Source organism: Adlercreutzia sp. DFI.6.23 (genome assembly GCF_024462535.1).
Taxonomy (GTDB): Bacteria; Actinomycetota; Coriobacteriia; order Coriobacteriales; family Eggerthellaceae; genus Adlercreutzia; species Adlercreutzia rubneri.
Genome location: NZ_JANGBP010000003.1, coordinates 144,125 through 161,202, shown reverse-complemented (window position 1 = coordinate 161,202; position 17,078 = coordinate 144,125). Strand labels below are relative to the sequence as shown.

General features: G+C 63.9%; 14 protein-coding genes. All 14 read right to left on the bottom strand.

Translation table 11 applies throughout. The features are described from left to right. Positions 1–19 precede the first annotated feature (19 nt). The 14 genes from NE591_RS03830 to NE591_RS16205 all read right to left on the bottom strand — a co-directional run bounded on the left by NE591_RS03830 (position 20) and on the right by NE591_RS16205 (position 16,858). Entirely contained in the window at positions 20–2,743 is a 2,724-nt protein-coding gene (locus tag NE591_RS03830; protein ID WP_227069410.1) for an AMP-binding protein, read from the bottom strand. 92 nt (positions 2,744–2,835) lie between these two features. Then, positions 2,836–3,675 carry a 1,4-dihydroxy-2-naphthoyl-CoA synthase gene (menB, locus tag NE591_RS03825; RefSeq protein ID WP_256156338.1) on the bottom strand — a complete coding sequence of 280 codons (840 nt, stop codon included), beginning with the start codon at positions 3,673–3,675 and terminating at the stop codon, positions 2,836–2,838. Between the two features lie 187 nt (positions 3,676–3,862). After that, on the bottom strand, positions 3,863–4,936 hold the full coding sequence (locus tag NE591_RS03820; protein WP_256156337.1) for a type IV pilus twitching motility protein PilT: 1,074 nt from the start codon (positions 4,934–4,936) through the stop codon (positions 3,863–3,865). Positions 4,937–4,955: 19 nt separating this feature from the next. Beyond that, the gene (locus NE591_RS03815) at positions 4,956–5,375 is read right to left on the bottom strand and encodes a S4A5 electrogenic sodium bicarbonate cotransporter 4 (RefSeq protein WP_173114938.1); all 420 of its coding nucleotides are present in this window, start codon (positions 5,373–5,375) and stop codon (positions 4,956–4,958) included. Further along, positions 5,368–6,144, bottom strand: a complete 777-nt coding sequence (locus NE591_RS03810; RefSeq protein ID WP_227069408.1) for a hypothetical protein — start codon at positions 6,142–6,144, stop codon at positions 5,368–5,370. Before NE591_RS03810 ends, NE591_RS03815 begins: the two co-directional genes overlap by 8 nt. Then, complete coding sequence (locus NE591_RS03805; RefSeq protein ID WP_227069407.1) at positions 6,144–6,770, bottom strand: DUF4860 domain-containing protein; 627 nt, start codon at positions 6,768–6,770, stop codon at positions 6,144–6,146. Before NE591_RS03805 ends, NE591_RS03810 begins: the two co-directional genes overlap by 1 nt. Continuing rightward, a complete protein-coding gene (locus tag NE591_RS03800; RefSeq protein ID WP_022741581.1) occupies positions 6,767–7,066 on the bottom strand; it encodes a hypothetical protein in 300 nt (99 codons plus the stop codon). Before NE591_RS03800 ends, NE591_RS03805 begins: the two co-directional genes overlap by 4 nt. A 29-nt stretch (positions 7,067–7,095) precedes the next feature. Then, entirely contained in the window at positions 7,096–8,148 is a 1,053-nt protein-coding gene (locus tag NE591_RS03795; protein WP_114538946.1) for a type II secretion system F family protein, read from the bottom strand. Positions 8,149–8,167: 19 nt separating this feature from the next. After that, complete coding sequence (locus NE591_RS03790) at positions 8,168–9,157, bottom strand: transglutaminase family protein (RefSeq protein ID WP_256156335.1); 990 nt, start codon at positions 9,155–9,157, stop codon at positions 8,168–8,170. 4 nt (positions 9,158–9,161) lie between these two features. Beyond that, positions 9,162–12,161 carry a hybrid sensor histidine kinase/response regulator gene (locus tag NE591_RS03785; RefSeq protein WP_256156334.1) on the bottom strand — a complete coding sequence of 1,000 codons (3,000 nt, stop codon included), beginning with the start codon at positions 12,159–12,161 and terminating at the stop codon, positions 9,162–9,164. 121 nt (positions 12,162–12,282) lie between these two features. Continuing rightward, complete coding sequence (locus NE591_RS03780; protein ID WP_173111014.1) at positions 12,283–12,645, bottom strand: Hpt domain-containing protein; 363 nt, start codon at positions 12,643–12,645, stop codon at positions 12,283–12,285. A 31-nt stretch (positions 12,646–12,676) separates the two neighbouring features. Continuing rightward, on the bottom strand, positions 12,677–14,785 hold the full coding sequence (locus NE591_RS03775; RefSeq protein ID WP_197745960.1) for a diguanylate cyclase: 2,109 nt from the start codon (positions 14,783–14,785) through the stop codon (positions 12,677–12,679). Positions 14,786–14,827: 42 nt separating this feature from the next. Then, positions 14,828–16,063 (bottom strand): phenylacetate--CoA ligase family protein, encoded by a 1,236-nt coding sequence (locus tag NE591_RS03770; RefSeq protein WP_114548457.1) that lies wholly within the window; start codon positions 16,061–16,063, stop codon positions 14,828–14,830. A gap of 132 nt (positions 16,064–16,195) precedes the next feature. Further along, on the bottom strand, positions 16,196–16,858 hold the full coding sequence (locus NE591_RS16205) for a response regulator transcription factor (RefSeq protein WP_114548458.1): 663 nt from the start codon (positions 16,856–16,858) through the stop codon (positions 16,196–16,198). Between the last annotated feature and the right edge of the window lie 220 nt (positions 16,859–17,078).

Genomic DNA, 17,078 nt, shown 5'->3' with positions numbered 1-17,078 from the left:
GAGCCAGGTGCGTCCGCGCCTACTCGATGACATAGCGATGCTGCCGAACGGCGGCCACCGCCGCGATGTTCAGCGAGCAGCCGATGCCCGCCTCATGGCCCGGGGCGTTCAGCGTAATGATGCCGTCGGGAGCCGTGTAGGCAGGCACCGTGAGGTCGGCGTCGAAGTAACGCGCCGTGGCACCCAGATCGCCGGGGATGACCACTCCGGGCAGCGTTTGGAAAGCCGCGTGGGCAAAGCGCGAGACGCCGGTGTCGTACATGCCGCTCATGCACACCTCGCGTCCTTCAGCCAGCGCCCGGTGCACGAAGGCGAGCGAGCGCTCGATGCCGCCGAACTTCCCGATCTTCACCATGGCGCAGCGCAGTTCCGGATGATCGAACAGACCGGCGGCCTCTTCGGCGTTCACGAAGGACTCGTCCACGCAGATGGGCATGGCCAGCGTATGCTGAAACGACGCAAGCCGCGTGAACGGATCGCGCAGCGCCCGCTCGCCCCCGGCGGCGGCCAGGTTCAATGGCTCTTCGATCCAGCCGATGTCCAGCTCGTCGTAGGAGCGCAGCTCGGCCAGGTTGTGCAGCCCGAAGCTCTGGTTCGCGTCCAGGGTGATAAGCAGATGCGGGAACGCCCGACGCACCGCGCGCACCGCCGGAAGCCCGCGACCGGGAGCCACCTTCAACTTAATGCGCTGATAGCCCGCGTCCACGCACTCGCGCACTTCGGCCACGGTTTGGGCCGGCGTGCCCAGACCCACCACCGCGCCGCTGTACACCTTGCGCGTCGCCCCGCGTCGATCCCCGGAGTGCGCCAAAGCCACAGCGGCGTCGTCTCCCTCGAGGGCCGCAGCGACCCGGTTCATACGGTCGAACTCCTCGCCGAGCAGCTTCCACAGGGGTTTTTCCGTAACCTTGCCGTACAAGTCCCAGCAGGCCATCTCCAAAGCGCTCACCGCCATGGGGAACGCCTCCGCGCCTTCCAGCGAGAACAGGTCGGCCGCCACCTCGCGCGGGTGCAGGTACGTGCCGGCGATGACCCGGGGCGCCAGCGTCTCGCGCAACACGCGCACGTCGTCGCCGAGGGTCTCGGGCAGATACCAGTCGGTATCGAAGGCCGTGCACTCCCCCAGCCCCACGCGGCCCTTGCGATCGATCACCTCAACAATGACCGTATCGCGGTAAGTCAGCGTCTCCTTCGGCGTTTTGAAGGGCCTCGAAAACGGTAGACGCCCATGGTGGAGCACCACGCGTCGGATGTCGATGTTCTCGCTGAACAGCGCCTCGCAAGCGGCGCGGTCGATCTTGCCAATACCCGAACGGGGCAACTCGTCCACGATGGAGATCTGCTCGGGCACGTACAGCTTCGACAGCCGCTTGGAAAGCGTCTCCCGCAACACCCGGGTGCTGATGAGCGGGGCGTCCGGCGTCAGCTCTACCACCGCTGCCGGGCGCCGGCCCCAGCGCGCGTCGGGCAGGCCGAACACGTAGGCGTCGGCCACGCCGGGAATGCGCACCAGGGCATCGACGATCTCGGCCGGGTACACGTTCTCACCGCCGGAAATGAACATGTCGCCGGTGCGCTCGCGCACGTAAAGGCAGCCGTCGTGCAGCGCCGCCGTATCGCCCGTGAGGAAGAAACCGTCCACGGTGAAGGGCGCCCGAGCGTTGGCGTAGCCGCCGAACACCCCCGGCCCGCGCAGGGCCAAACGGCCGAAGCCGGCTGCGTCCGGTTCCACAATACGGGCCGAATAACCTGGCAGAAGCCGCATACCTCCCGTGAACTGGGGCGTGATCAGCGTGTTCGCCACTTGGCTCGACGTCTCGGTCATGCCGTAGCTGGCATACACGCGCCCGCCGGCCTCCAGAGCCCGGGCCACGGTCTTCGCGTTCAGCGGGCCGCCGCCGAGCAGCACGCACTCGTACTGGGCCAGCGCGCTCGGCCGCGCATTCAGCATGTCCTGCAGCATCTTGTCCACCACCGAGATGTGGGTGGCGTGCATCACCTCGGCGTCACGCAGCACCGCCGCCGCGTCGAAGCGCTCGTAAATACGCAGAGGCCAGCGGCTGCAGACGCTGCGCACGAGCACCTGAAAACCGCCCACGTGGAAAAACGGCAGCACCGCTTGCCACAGGCCGCGCCCCCGAACGCGCCCGGAAAGCACCCGGTTCGACGCCTTCGACGCCTCCACGAGGTTGCCCCAGGTGAGCTCGGCCGCCTTGGGCTTGCCCGTCGTGCCGGAGGTGAACATGATGAGGGCCCGATGGCCGGAATCGAAGACACGGGCGGCTCGTTCGGCGAAGTGGATGGCATCCTCGACTGAGCCGCCGAGGGAGTCGTCCACCCGTCCCGCCCGCTCGTTGCGCAGAAGCGAGTTGCACACCGCCTCGAAGAGCTTGGGCTCGCCGGCCGCATCTACCGTGTAGGCTACGCGCAATCCCGCCCGCTCCAGTTCCAGCACGCGCGTGAGCTTCTCGGCATCGGTCAGCCGATGGTTCAACGCCACCAGGGCGAATCCCCCGTAGGCCGCCGCCAAGGCAAGGAACACGTACATGGGGCCGTTCGGCAGATCCACCGCCACCGCATCGCCTGGGAAGACGCCCTTATCCCGCAGCCGCCGCGCGAGCTGAGAGGCGATGAGCCTCGCCTGGCGATAGGTGTAGGCCGTCTCGTTGCCGCGCCGATCGACCGCCGTGAAGAACACGGCCTCAGGGCGCAACTGCGCGGTGCTTTCGAAGATATCGATCATGAACGGCTCGTGGAACTCCTTGGGCGCGATAAGCTGAACAGGGCACAGGAAGCCCCCCCCCCCCGCCGGCTGCGGCAGGGGGGCGAAGCATCCTACGGAAACTTCGGGAACTGGGTGAAGTCGGGGGCGCGCTTCTCCTTGAAGGCGTCGCGGCCCTCCTTGGCCTCGTCGGTGGTGTAGTACAGAAGTGTGGCGTCGCCGGCCAGCTGCTGCAGACCCGCAAGGCCGTCGGTGGCGGCGTTGAACGATGCCTTCATGAAGCGCAGGGCCGTGGGGGAAAACTGCATCATCTCGGCGGCCCAGGCCATGCACTCGTCTTCCAAATCGTCGAAGGGCACGACCTTGTTCACGAGGCCCATTTCCAACGCCTCGTCGGCCGTGTACTGGCGGCAGAGGTACCAGATCTCGCGAGCCTTTTTCTGACCCACGATGGCGGCCAGATACCCCGCGCCGTAGCCGGCATCGAAAGAGCCCACCTTAGGCCCGGTCTGGCCAAACTTCGCCGTATCGGCCGCAATGGTGGGGTCGCACAGAATAGAGAGCACATGCCCTCCGCCGATGGCGTAGCCGTTCACCATGGCGATGACGGGCTTGGGCACGACGCGGATGAGCCGCTGCAAATCGAGCACGTTCAGGCGCGGGATGTTGTCCTCGCCCACGTACCCCCCGTTGCCGCGCTTCTTCTGGTCGCCGCCGGAGCAGAACGCCTCGTCCTCGTGGCGGCCGCCGTGGTTCACACCGGTCAGCAGAATGACACCTACGGACGCATCGTCGCGCGCCTCGGAGAAAGCGTCGTACATCTCCATCACCGTCAGCGGGGTGAACGCGTTGCGCCGCTCGGGCCGATTAATGGAGATCTTCGCCACCCCATCGCACAACTCATAGCGAATCTCGCGGTACTCTTTACCCACTCTCCAATCATATTTACCCATTAATGCCTACTCCTTATCACACTGGTCGTTCGTAATGTCAGCGAGGTTTCGACTGGTGCCTGCAATTGCCTTGAAGCGCGGCCGAGCGGCCTTCGGGCCGTGAGGGAAAGCGCTGAATGGCAAGGGCAGGTGCCAGTCGGAACCGCAGCGTCGGCCGGTCCGTTCGTCCCGAAGGGCGAACGGAACGCTACATCCCTTCTGTTTCGAAGCGCTTCTTCAGGGCTTCCTGGTGGATGGCGTGCTGCAAGGCCACTTCCTTGGAGATCGTGCCCTCCTTCACCAGGCGATGCAGGCTTTGGTCCATGGTGCGCATGCCGGCGCCGGACGACGAGGCGATGACCGAGTCGATCTGGTGGGTCTTCTCCTCGCGGATGAGGTTGCGGATAGCCGGCGTGGCGGTCATGATCTCGAAGACGGGTACGATACCCCCGTCCACCGTGGGCACGAGCTGCTGGCTCACTACGGCCTGCAGCACGAGCGACAGCTGCATGCGAATCTGACGCTGCTGGTTGGCCGGGAAGGCGTCGATGATGCGATCCACCGTGGAAGAGGCCCCGGTGGTGTGCAGCGTGGAGAACAGAAGCTGGGCCATCTCGGCGGCGGTCATGGCCGTACCGATGGTCTCCTGGTCGCGCATCTCGCCGAGCAAGATGACGTCCGGCGCCTCGCGCATCGCGCTACGCAGCGCCTCGGCGTAGGTGGCGACATCGGAGGGAATCTCGCGCTGGGTGACGATGCAGCCCTCGTGGCGATGCACGTACTCGATGGGGTCTTCCATGGTGATGATGTGCCCCGTGCGCGCCTTGTTCAGCTTGTCGATGATGCAGGCCAGCGTCGTGGACTTGCCGGCGCCCGCAGGACCGGTGACCAGCACGAGGCCCTTCTGGAAGTCGGCGCAGGCCATGACGTCGTCGGGGATGTGGTAGTCGGCGGGATTCGGCAGCGTGAAGGGGATGACGCGAATGACGGCACCCAAAGACCCGCGCTGGCGGAACACATTCACGCGGAAGCGCCCCATGCCCGGCACGGCGAAGGAGAAGTCGTCGTCATGGTTGTGGCCGTCCATGAAGATCTGCTCGTTGCGGCCGGACAGCTCGTAGATGGCGTCCACCAGCTCCTTGGTGTCGGCGGGCATGAGCGGTGCCATGTCCATGCGCACCTGACGGCCGTCGGCGGTGTAGGTCAGCGGCAGGCCCGCGACGATGAAGACATCCGAGGCCTTCTTGTCGATCATTTCCTGCAGCAGTGCCTTCAGTTCCATAGAAGCTCTCCTTATCTTTCTAGCCGAGCCACAGGTTCTCGCCTGTGCCGTCGTCGGTCCATTCCGTTGTGACTTTCCATTGTTCAATGGTGTAGGTATCGTTTTGAATCCGCAGCACGATGGCCAGCGTGCGTCCGCTTTCCATCGAGAACGTGGCCGAGATGAGCTCGCCGTCGCGAACGGCCGAGTCGCTGTAACGCTGCAGAACATCCTCCAACGTACCTTCGGCTAAAGCAGCGTCAATGTCGGCGACGAACTGCTGGCCGACGGATTCCAGCTGGTACGTTTCGGTGGTGGTTGCGGCTTGGCGCTCGGTGGTGGAAAGCTCCGCCAGCGACGTGGTGACGGAAAGCACCGTGAGCACCGCAAGGCACAGCACAATGATGAGGGTGAACAGGCTGATAGGACCGATGCGCACCGAACCGTGGGGCTTAGCCATGGGACACCTCCCCTTCGGTTGGAGCCGCGTCCGCGCCATCGGCGGCCGGACCGCCGGTCGCGCCCACCACGGGCGGCGCCGCAGGATCATCCAGCACGACCGACCGCGTCGCATCGTCGGCCGCACCGGTAGCCGAACGGGCGGTACGGGCACCGTCGGCGGGCACATAGCGCGACGTCTCCAGCGCGTACACGGGGCTCTCTTCGCACTTCTCGAAGCAAAGACCGCCAGGGGCAAATCCAATGCCTTCCTCGGCTGCCTTGGCCGAGTCATTAAGAACCCGCACCTTCCACACCTCAAGCGTCAGGTAGTGCATCGTCCCGGCTTCGGTGTCCTCGGTGCGAAACGTGCACTCGGTGGACAAGAGGTCGGAGCCGTTCTCTACCTCGTGCGCCGGCTGCGACAACCAGCGATCGGCCATGGGGTCGGCCTCGTAGGCTTCCTTGAAGGCAATCGGATCGGCAGCGAACTCCTCGGCCACGTTCGAGGCCAGCACGAGCCCGTCCATCAGATCGGCGCTCTCGCGACCTATGCGGTCGGCCTCGGCGTTCAGGTTCATGAGCACCGCCAACGAGCCCGTCAGAAACACGAGCAGAAGCAGCGCCTCCACGATGAAGGCGGCGCCGGGCCACACGGCCCGCTCCTTGCGTACGCGTCCGATGCGGTCGTTGTAACGGGCCAGGCGCGCGTCGGCGACATTCGCCTCGGCCCTATGGGCGGCCACAGAAGCGGACGCCATGGAGCGACGACTCTCGGATCCTCCGGCCATCACGCATCACCTCCCGCCGCGCGCAGAGCCACCGACGTCTGTCCGGCATCGGTGACGATGGTCAGCAATCCTCCCCCGTAGGAGAAGTCGAAGACGGACGACCGCACGATGGCCGTGGCCTTCGACGGGTCGTAGGGGGCATCGGCCAGGGCGTACTCCTCCATGATGACGCCGTCGTAGCGGTACAGGCGCGTCTCGTACGCCCCGGAGGGCAGCGTCTCACGCAGCACCAGGGCCGGGCCGTCCAAAAGGCAGCGCGTGTCGCTGGCGCCGGCTGCTTCGGGCAGCCCCAGCTCCTCGCGGCCTTGGGCGACGACCATGTCGACTCCCTCTTCGGTCACCCAAGCGCAGGCCACCGCATCAATCTGGTCGTTGGCCCGCACATCGTTGGCAAGCAGCGTAAGCGAGAGCCGCTGGTTGTCGGCCGCGTCTCCCTCGCGGTTCAGCCCGCGATACACGTCGGTGCCGGCCAGGATGGCCATCAGCAGCGTCGCCACGAACAGCGCGAACAGAAGCCCTGTGAACACGCGCCCGAAATCGCGCTCGCGCTGACGCCGCACACCGCCGGCCCCGTAGGTCTTGCTCGACGAGGCGAGCCGGGTCGCCCCTTTCAGCTTCTCGGTCATCGCGGCACCACCACCACGCTGGGCGGCACGTTGGAGGCGAAGGCCTCATAGGTGACCGCGTAATCCTGGTGGTTCACAATGAGCCCGTAATGCTCTTCCAAATAGCTGAGGCGCGCCGGATAGGCCCCTTCCACCGCCGCGCACTGCATGGCCGCATCCAGCACCGCCGTGCGCACCGAAGCCGCCGATTGGGCCTCGGTCTGGGCGCTCGTCATATCCCAGGCAAACCACAGCAGCACGGCCAGCACCACGGCCGCGATGACGGCAACCACCCGCCGGGTGCGCCGCTGCTGCATCTGGGCTGTCTTCCCGTGAATCATGATGGCTAGCCGATCGATCCCATGATGCCGATGAGCGGCAGCATGACCGAAATGAGCGTGGCCCCCACGGCAATGGTGAGGAAGGCGGCCAGGGCCGGCTCGATGTTGTCGATGGCCGCGTCAATTTGCAGAATGGCGTCGTCGAAGAAGTTGGCCGACAGGCGATCGAGCGCCGCGTCCAGCGAGCCGGAGCGCGTGCCGATGGTGAGCAGGCGCGCGTGAATTTGCTCGAACACCTCGGCTTCGCTGATGGCCTGAGCGAGCGAGCGCGGGCTTTCCGCGTCAATCATCAGCCCGTAGGCGGCCGTGGCCTTCACCTTAAGCCCCTCGTGCTCCACCACCTCGATGGCGCGCCGCATGGCCTCGTCGGTGTTGATACCCGAGGCGGTGTAGGCGGCCAGCGCCGAGGCGAACCGGGACACGGCCAGCTGCTCCATGGCGGGACGGGTGGCCGGGAACTTCTCCATAAGGTGCATCACCGCGATGCGCCCCGCTTCCGAGCGGCAGGCGATGGCGGCGCCCACGGCCACGATGGCGCAGATGAGCGTGATGCCCAGCGCCACCCAACCGATGGCCACCGACACGCCCACGGCCCCCGAGGAGCCGTCGGTGAGCGAGCCGGCCATGGAAACGTACACGTCCTCGAACACCGGCAGGATGATGATGACCGTGAAGGCCAAGATGATGCTCATGATGCACAGAAGCGCCGCCGGATAGCCCACCGACGAGCGAATCTTCGCGAAGAGGCGGTCCTCCTCGTCGTAGTAGACGCCGAGGGAGCGCAGCACTTCCTCCAGGCGGCCCGAGGCCTCGCCCACGCCCACCATGTCCACGGCGTAGCGGGGGAAGGCGCCGGACGCCTTCATGGCGACCGCCAGCGTATCCCCGGCGCACAGGCGCCCGTAAACGCTCTCGCAGGTCGCCTGCAGAGCCACATCCCCAATGTCCTCGGAGAGCATTCCCACGGCCTCGTCAGTCTGGATGCCCGCCGCCAGCATCATGGCAACGCTCTCGCAGAAGAGGCTGATGCCTGCGCTATCGAGTTTTGGTTTGGCCATGGCGTCCCCTGCCTTTCTTCTAGTAGGTGTAACGATCGGTATAGCTCGTGCCGTCGCCGATGGTGCTCGCGGCGCCACTGGCGGCAAAAGTCAAATCTACGCGCGTCCAGCTGTTCGGCTTAATGCTGATCTCGACGCTTATCCATTCTCCGTCAATATATACCATGTTCCAAGCATGGTACACATCATCAGGAGAAACGTAGCCGGTAATCACTTGGCAGGGAATGCCAAGGCTGCGCAGCATGGCCGCCCCCAGCGACGCGTAGTCGAAGCAGATACCCGTCCCCGAGGCCAGCGTTGCGTCCGGGTCGGGCACGTATCCTGTGGCCGAGGCCAACTGGGCGGCCTTGTCGTGGTCGTAGGTGATGTTGTCCACCACCCACTGGTAGATGTTGCGCACGACATCGCCCTGATTGGCAGCGCCCTGGGCCAGCTCGCGCGCCTTCGCCACCACGGCGGAGGATTCGTTGTAGTTCACGAACATATTCGGCACGAGGAAGGGCGCCGTCTCGCTGGAAAGGTTCACGTTCTCGATGACGCTGAACAGCTCCACGTAGTTGTTGCCCGAGGTGTTCTGCATAACGCGGAAGGTGTAGGGGCCATCGCCCATGTTGATGGGCACGATGATGGGCGTCCCGTCGCCGGGCAAGTCGTAGTTGTAGCTCATCTCGCCCTTGACCACCTGGAACTTCAGGCGCGCGTCGCTTCTCGCGGAAGCGCCCACGACGCCCTGGGACAATTGCGAGGTATCGATGGCGCAGTCGTTGCCAGTCTGGGCGGCGCCCTCGTTGAAGGTGACCAGGGCCACCGAGCCGGGCACGGAGTAGGCCGGCCCCGACGTGGTGCTCTCGCCGCCGCCGTCGCCCGAGCCCCCGGGAGCGCCGGAGCCTCCCGAGCCGCCTGAACCGCCCGACGAGCCGCCGCAGGCCGCCAGCAGGGCCGCGCATGCGAGCACCAAGGCCGCGGCGAGGGCGATCGCCGCGCGGCGGTATGTCAGCCTACGTGCCAAGAGGCTACAGCCACTCCTTCAGAGTCTTCACCAGAAGCTCGATCTCCATGGGCTTGGACATATGGGCGTTCATGCCTGCCGCCCGGGCCCGGGCCACATCGTCGGCAAAGGCGTCGGCGGTCAGGGCCACGATGGGAATCTCGCCCAAGTCGGAACGAGCATCGATGGCCTCGCCGTCCGGGCCCTGGCCTTCCGCGGTCGCGCGGATGGCCTTGGCGGCCTCGTAGCCGTTCATCACCGGCATCTGGATGTCCATGAACACCAGGTCATAGTGGCCCGGCTCGGCATCGAGCAGCTTCTCCACGGCAATGCGCCCGTTCTCGGCGTGATCGACCTCAAGCCCCGTCATGCCCATGATGTCCATGGCGATGGCGGCGGCGATGGAGTTGTCCTCGGTCAGCAGCACGCGGTGCCCGCTGAAGTCGCTCTGCTGCAGCACCTCGTACTCGCTGGCCGGCTCGCCCTCTTCCTCGTCAGAGGCGAGCAGACCCTTCATCACATGCACGAGGCGGCTTTTGAATAGCGGCTTGGCGATGAAGGCATCCACGCCTACCGAGCGCGCCTCCTGCTCCACGGCCGTCCAGTCGTAGGCCGACAGGATAATGATGGGCATGTCGTCGGAGACAATCTCGCGAATCTCACGCGCCGCCTCGATGCCGCTTTTGCCCGGCATCTTCCAATCCAGGATGACCGCCACGTAGCTGCGATCGTTCTCGACCGAACGGCGCACCGCATCGACGGCATCATCGCCGGACAACACGTAGTCGGGCTCCATCCCGATGGATTTCAGCACCTCGCACGCGCTTTCGGCGGCGGTCTGCTCGTCGTCGGCCACCAGCACCCGCAAGCCCTCCAAAGGCGTCAGATCCTGATCGTCGCCGTCGCGCAGCTTCATATACACCGTCACGGTGAAGGTAGTGCCCTCGCCGAGCTTGCTCTTCACATCGATGGTGCCGTTCATGAGGTTCACCACCGAACGCACGATGGACATGCCCAAACCGGTGCCCTCCACCTTGGTCACGCGCGAATCGTTGGCGCGCGTGAACGGCTCGAACACCTTCTGAACGAACTCCTCGGACATGCCGCAGCCAGTGTCGGAGAAGGTGAACTCGTAGCAGCCCGAGCCCTTCACGCGGCTCGGCAGCTCCTTGATGCGCAGGCTCACCGTGCCGCCTTCCGGCGTGAACTTCACGGAGTTGCCCATGATGTTCACGAACACCTGCTGCAGGCGCATGGGGTCGCCCACCACGTGCTCGTGCTGGATGTCGGCGATTTCCACCTTCAGGTTCAGCTTCTTGTCGTTGATCTGGGGCGTCATGATGGACATGAGGCTTTCCACCGTCTCGGGCAGATCGAAGTCCTCCTCCGACAGGCCCAAATTCCCGCTCTCGATCTTCGCCATGTCGAGCACCTCGTTGATGAGCCCGAGCAAATGGCGGCTCGAGGTGGTGATCTTAGTGAGGCAGTCCTTCACGCGCTCCGGATCGTCCAGATACATCGACGCGATGGCCGTCAGCCCCATGATGGAGTTCATGGGCGTGCGGATGTCGTGGCTCATGGAATTCAGGAAGTCGGTCTTCGCGCGGCTGGCGCGCTCGGCCTCGCGGAAGGCGTCCTCCAGCGCGTTGCGGTTCGCGATCTCGCGCTCCTTCACGTCGGTGACGTCCTGCACCGACAAAAGCACGCTCGTCACCACGCCGCTTCCATCGCGCTGCAGCGGCAGCATGGAGGCCTGGCTCCAGCGAACCTCGCCGGTTTCCTGATCCCGCAGGCGATACTCGAAGTGCAGGTAGGGCACGTCCTCGGTGAGCCGCTCGCGGATGGCCTCCGGCTTCAGCTCCTCCTTCATGCGCTCCGCCTCGTCGTCATCGCAGAAGCGGGTCTGCCAATAGTAGCGGAACATGTGGTACTCGCCGTTGCGGGGCAAATCGTCCTTGATGCCCTCGTCCTTCAAGTATTCGTAGGTGTTGTTGGCCAGATCGATCACCGCGAAACGGTTGAACAGCACCAGCGACGAGTTCACGATGCTCGTCACGTGCTCGCTCTCGCTTAAGAGCTTGCGGCGCTGGCGCATGGTCTGCACGAGCAAAACGCCCGCCACCAGGGCCAAGGCGCCTCCGACCAAGCCGACCAGCACAAGTCCCGCCGCATTCGCCCGGCTCTGCATGCCGTCGGTGATAGAGCTGGGGAAGGTGCGCATGATCAGCCAGTCGTAGTTCTCGATCGGCATCACGTAAGCGGTGCCCGACCCCGATTCGCCCTTGTAGTTGAAGGTGACCGACACGCCGCTTTGCAGCGACGACTCCAAATCGTCGCGGGAGATATTGCCCGACGAGCCCTCCTCGAAGTAGAGGTCGACGGCACTCTTCACGCCACTGCTGTAGGTAGTGGACGAGTGCGCCATCACATCGCCGTCGCGCTCGAGCAAGTAGGTGTTGGTCTGCTCGCCGAAGATATAGGTGCGCAGGAACTTCTCCATGGAGTCCTCGCGATAGGCACCGCAAATGACGCCGACCACTTCGCCGTCGAAGTACAGCGGCGTGTAGAAGATGACCGAGAGATCGTTGTAGAACAGCGAGTTGTCGACGGCACAGACGCCCGATTCACCCTCCATGCCCTGCATGAAGTACTCGCGATCGGCGGCATCGGCCTCCTGGCCCGTGTTGTCGATGGTTCGGCCGTCTTCCAGCGAGATCGTGGTGTAATCGAACTTCGTGTAGTTCGCCAACTGCTCGATGCCGGCAGCGCTGATTTCGTCAACGCCCGAAAGCGTGCTCGCGTACATCGAGGACAAAAGCTTGATCTCGGTCTGCGAGTCGGCCATCCACTCGCTGATGCGCCGCGCCGATTGCTCGGTGGAGCCCTGAAGGTACTTGGTGTTCTGCTCGGAGATGCGCTCGTTGTTCATCGTCGTGAACAACGCGAAGGCGGCGATGACTATGGCCAGCGCGATAAGAATCGAGGCTATGCGGCCGTATCTCGTTTTGTTGTCTGTTTCAGTCATTCGCTGTGTTCCTTTCGGGCTTCAGACCCCTTGGTCCGAACCTCGATCTTTCTGGTTGCGCGTGAAGGCCCGCGCGTCGTGCCCGCCATGGCGGCCCGTTGGCGCCAAGCGCCTTATTTCGCTAGATGATGGCGATGGCGTCGACGACCGTGCTGTAGGCGTCGCGCACGGCCGGCATCAGCTCGGGAACCGCTGCAACATTGGCCGGCACGCCGGCGTCATCGAGGCGCAGCGCGTCGGACAGCGCGGCGGCGGCCTCGAACAGGGGCGTGAAGCCCAAGTCGCGGCTCACGCCCTTCAGCGTGTGGGCTCCGCGATAGGCCTCGGGAAGGTCGCCCGCCTCAAGAGCGCTTTCCAACGTCTGCATCGATGTGTCCTGCAAAAAGATCTTCGCGAACTTCTCGATGCGCTCGTCGGTAAGCAAGCGTCCGCGCACGGTTTCCAAATCGCCGCCCATGGCAGCGTAAGCAATCTCCAACGACATCTCGGTCTCCTTTTATCCTTTGGGTGACAGTCTACTGGTCGGACTCGTCTCTGTCGATGCCCGAGAGCGCCGTATGCGCCCCTTCAAGCAACAAATCTCGCTCTTCCTCGTCTAAATCGCTGTAAAACACGTACCCGCTGCGGCCGCCGCGCTTCTTGTGGTATAGCGCCACATCGGCCCGGCGGAACAGCTCATCGTAGTCGCGCACATCGCTGCCGGCAATGGCCACGCCCATGGAAACCGACAGCGGGAAGCCCTCGAAGTCGCCCTCGAGCGACCGATGGATGCGGTCGATCAGCGGACGCGGATCGACGGGGCATTCCATGCACAAGAGGAACTCATCGCCCCCCACACGGGCCACGACGTCCTCGCCGCGCACGCTTTCCTGCAGGCGCTCCGCGAAGTGCTTCAGCACGCGATCGCCGAATTGGTGGCCGTAGGTGTCGTTGGCCTGCTTGAAGAAATCCAGGTCGCACAGCGCCAGCACATGGCGGTCGCGATGACGGTCGCACGCCTCCCCCGAGCCCAAGCGCTCGGCGATGACCTTGCGGGCGAAGGCGCCGTTGACCACTTCCGTCAGCGGATCGTGGTAGGCCTTGAACTGCAGGTCGATCAGCTCGGCCTGGCGATCGTCGATATCGACGAGTTTGCCAATAGAGCCCAGGTAAACCGGATCGGACGGCCCCGACCACAGCGCGCGGGCCAGAACATGGAACCAACGCAGCTCGTCGCCCACGGTGGCTTCCATCTCCATATCGATCACCGGATCATCAATGGTGGTGGCGCGCAAAAGGCGGCTGAGCTTCTGCAGGTTCTCCTGGCCGAACGTCGCACAGAAGGCCTCGTCGTTGTAGGGATCCATGATGATTTCGGGCAGATCGAGCTTGTGGTCGCTCCAGTCGGACAGCACGATCATCGGCGGCTCTTCGGTGAACTCGAACTGCACCTCATTGCTCATGGAAGCGAAGAAGTGGTATTTCATGCGCTCGTAGTCGAGCAGCTCGAGAGTGCGGCTCGAGGCCTCGGCGTCGCCGTTATCCAGCGTCGCCTCGGACAAATGCAGCGAGTCAATCGAAATCTCGCGGCCCGTGATGCCGTGGTTCAGGCGCTTCTCCAGATCGTCCGCCACCGCCTCCAGGCACTCCAAAATCAGCGGGTTGAACGCGCCGCACTCCCCTTCGCGAATCATGCGCAGGGCCTCTTCGTGGCTGAAGGGCGGCTTGTAGACGCGACGGCTCGTCAGGGCGTCGTACACGTCGGCCAAAGCAACCACCTGGGCCGATATGGGAATGTCGTCGCCCGCCAGGCCGTCGGGGTAGCCGCGGCCGTCCCAGCGCTCATGGTGCCAGCGGCAAATATCCCGCGCTACACGCACGAGCTTCTCGTCTTTGTACAGCTCCAGATCGTCCAGCATATCCGAGCCCACAGCGGAGTGCGTCTTCATGATGGCGAACTCTTCGTCGGTGAAGCGGCCCGGCTTGTTCAGTATCTCCTCGGGAATAGCGATCTTGCCGATGTCGTGCAGGCTGGAGGCCATCGTGATGAGCGAGATGTCCTCGGTGGTCAGCGGATACTGATCGGTCAGGCGCATGAGCTGCGTCAAGATCATCTCGGTCATGGCCTGCACATTCAGCACGTGCATGCCGCTTTCGCCGTTGCGGAACTCCACGATGTGCGACAAGATGTACACCATGAGGTTGTTGGACTTCTCGCGCTCGTACACCTGGTCGGCCACCATGCCCATGAGCGTGCGCTGCTTCTGGTACAGCATGAGCGTGTTCATGACGCGGCGGCGGACGATGTTCACGTCGTAGGGGCGGTTGATGAAGTCGGTCACGCCCAGCTCGTAGGCGCGTTCGATATAGGCGGCGTCGGACTCGGCGGACACCATGATGACCGGGATGTCCTTGATCCAGCCGTTTTTGTTCATGACCTCCAGCACGTCGAAGCCGTTCATCTGCGGCATGACGTAGTCGAGCAGCACGAGCGATATGCCCGCGCCCTCTTTCTGCAACGCCGCCACGGCCTGCTTGCCGTCCTCCGCCTCGATGATGCGGTAGGCATCGCCGATCATGTCGGCAAGCAGTGCGCGATTCAGCATCGAGTCATCAACGATGAGGATCGTCTGCTTCTCACTCAAGCTCGTAATGATGGCTCTCGCCCCCTTTCGAATGCGGCGCGCTTAGTAGCGGCTGTCGAAGATGCGCTTGGTCTTCTTTTCGGAACGCGGCAGCTCGCCCATGGGCACGCCCTTCGCCTCCGGCGTGCAGCCGAGCTTCGCCTTGAAGATGAGCGCGAGCTCCTCCTCGCAGCGCGCCAGCGCCTCGCCTTCAAGCGGCGTCTCGAACAGCACGGTGAGCACGTCGTGGCCATCGACGGCCTCGATCATCACCTGGTATTCGGAGCTGGTGCCGTCGGTGGCCTTGATGACCTCCTCCACCTGGGCCGGGAACATGTTGCAGCCCTTCACCTTGAACATGTCGTCGGTGCGCCCGGTGAGCGTGGCGATGCGTGGATGGCGGCTGCCGCAGGCGCAGGTGCCGGGCACGATGCGCGTGAGGTCGTGGGTGCGGTAGCGGATGAGCGGCGCGCCCTGCTTGCGCAGCGTGGTGAGTACCAGCTCGCCTTCCTGGCCGTCGGGCAGCACCTCGCCGGTTTCGGGATCGACGATCTCGATGTAGACGAAGTCGTCCCAGATGTGCATGCCGTCGTGGGCGTCGCAGGAAATGCCGATGCCCGGGCCGTACACCTCGGTGAGGCCGTAAATGTCGTAAATCTCGATGCCCAGCTCGTCCTGAATGCGGTTGCGCATCTTCTCGCCCCAGCGCTCGGAGCCGATGACGCCCTTCTTCAGGTGAATCTTGTCGCGCAGGTTGCGCTTGGTGATCTCCTCGGCGAGAAGCAGCGCGTAGGAGCTGGTGGCGCAGATGACCGTGGACTTCAAATCCTGCATCATCTTCAGCTGCTTCTCGGTGTTGCCCGGCCCCATGGGAATGGCCATGGCGCCCAGGCGCTCGGCGCCCAGCTGGAAACCGATGCCGGCCGTCCACAGGCCGTAGCCCGGGGTGATTTGGATGCGGTCGAGCGGGGTGATGCCCGCCATCTCGTAGCAGCGGGCGAACTGCGTGGCCCAGTCGATGACGTCCTGCTGGGTGTAGGGGATGATAACCGGCGTGCCCGTGGTGCCCGAGGAGCTGTGGATGCGCACGACTTCCTCGTCGGGCACCGCCTGCAACCCCAGCGGATACACCGCGCGCAGGTCATCTTTCTCGGAAAAGGGCAGCTTTTCGAAGTCGGCCTGGGTGCGCACGTCCGCGACATCGATACCTTCGAACTTCTTCGCGTAGAACGGCGACCGCTCCTTAATGGTGGCCAGCTGATTGGCGATAAGCTCAAGCTGCTCTTTCGTCATTTCCATGGGCGCGCATCTCTCCTTCGGACACATTTGTTGCGAGTATGCCCCATTCTAACAAACTGGCAACAACTCGCACTCGTGAATCACGATAATCGCGCAGGGAAAAGGCGAGGTGATGGCTGGAAAGATGACGGATTAACCCATAGATGGCGGATCGAATCGGTAGCCGAATTTGCGGATGGCCTTGATCTCCGCGTCCCAGCCCATCTTTTTCCGTAAACGCGCAACGGCTATATCGACAGCCTTCGACTTCGAAGGGTAATAACCGTGCCATACGCGCTCATAAATATCTTCTCGGCTAAAAGCGCGATGGGGATTCCTCACGAACAGCATGAGCAGATCGTACTCTTTGGGGGAAAGAACCACTTCGCATCCGGCTATGCGCACCTGCCGCGCCGTCGTATCGATCTCCGTCGTGCCCATGCGCAGCGTCTCGCGGAGCGCGCCGCGTTCGAGAAACTTATTGGCGCACGACAGCAGCTCCCGAACCGAAAAAGGCTTGATGATGCAGGCGCTTGCCCCGATTTCCATGCAGTGCAGGCACTCTTTCTCTTGAGAGGCGTCAAGCACCATGATCGTAGGGATATCGAGCGTGCGAATGTACTCGAGTAATTGAATACTGTCGATGCCCGTCAGACCAAGGCCCAGAACGGCAAGATCGAAATCCGCTTCTACAATGGCGTCAACGGCATCAAGCCCGTCACACACCGTGACGCAATAATGGCCCTCGCGCTCGAAGGCGGCTTTCACGACATCAGCCACGCATTGCTCGCCTTCAACAATAACGATGTTCGCCACGACTATCTGCCCCCTCTCCCGTTCGAAGGGGCGGCCGCAAGGACGGTCGGCGCGGTCGGCGCGGTCGCAACAGAGGGGTCAGCGCCCCTTGCGGCGCCTATTGTTTTCTGGGAGCCCCCCCCCCCCGAGCTGTTTTTTGCCCTGAGGATTAAAAGGGCAGCTGCAGCCGGCCGCACCAGCAGCAGTTCTCTTTAATTCCCTCGGAAAACCCATCGGTTCA

Coding starts and splice junctions, on each gene's coding strand:
- NE591_RS03830 (WP_227069410.1), bottom strand. CDS start 2,743: ATGATCGATATCTTCGAAAGCACCGCGCAGTTGCGCCCTGAGGCCGTG.
- menB (WP_256156338.1), bottom strand. CDS start 3,675: ATGGGTAAATATGATTGGAGAGTGGGTAAAGAGTACCGCGAGATTCGC.
- NE591_RS03820 (WP_256156337.1), bottom strand. CDS start 4,936: ATGGAACTGAAGGCACTGCTGCAGGAAATGATCGACAAGAAGGCCTCG.
- NE591_RS03815 (WP_173114938.1), bottom strand. CDS start 5,375: ATGGCTAAGCCCCACGGTTCGGTGCGCATCGGTCCTATCAGCCTGTTC.
- NE591_RS03810 (WP_227069408.1), bottom strand. CDS start 6,144: ATGGCCGGAGGATCCGAGAGTCGTCGCTCCATGGCGTCCGCTTCTGTG.
- NE591_RS03805 (WP_227069407.1), bottom strand. CDS start 6,770: ATGACCGAGAAGCTGAAAGGGGCGACCCGGCTCGCCTCGTCGAGCAAG.
- NE591_RS03800 (WP_022741581.1), bottom strand. CDS start 7,066: ATGCAGCAGCGGCGCACCCGGCGGGTGGTTGCCGTCATCGCGGCCGTG.
- NE591_RS03795 (WP_114538946.1), bottom strand. CDS start 8,148: ATGGCCAAACCAAAACTCGATAGCGCAGGCATCAGCCTCTTCTGCGAG.
- NE591_RS03785 (WP_256156334.1), bottom strand. CDS start 12,161: ATGACTGAAACAGACAACAAAACGAGATACGGCCGCATAGCCTCGATT.
- NE591_RS03780 (WP_173111014.1), bottom strand. CDS start 12,645: ATGTCGTTGGAGATTGCTTACGCTGCCATGGGCGGCGATTTGGAAACC.
- NE591_RS03770 (WP_114548457.1), bottom strand. CDS start 16,063: ATGGAAATGACGAAAGAGCAGCTTGAGCTTATCGCCAATCAGCTGGCC.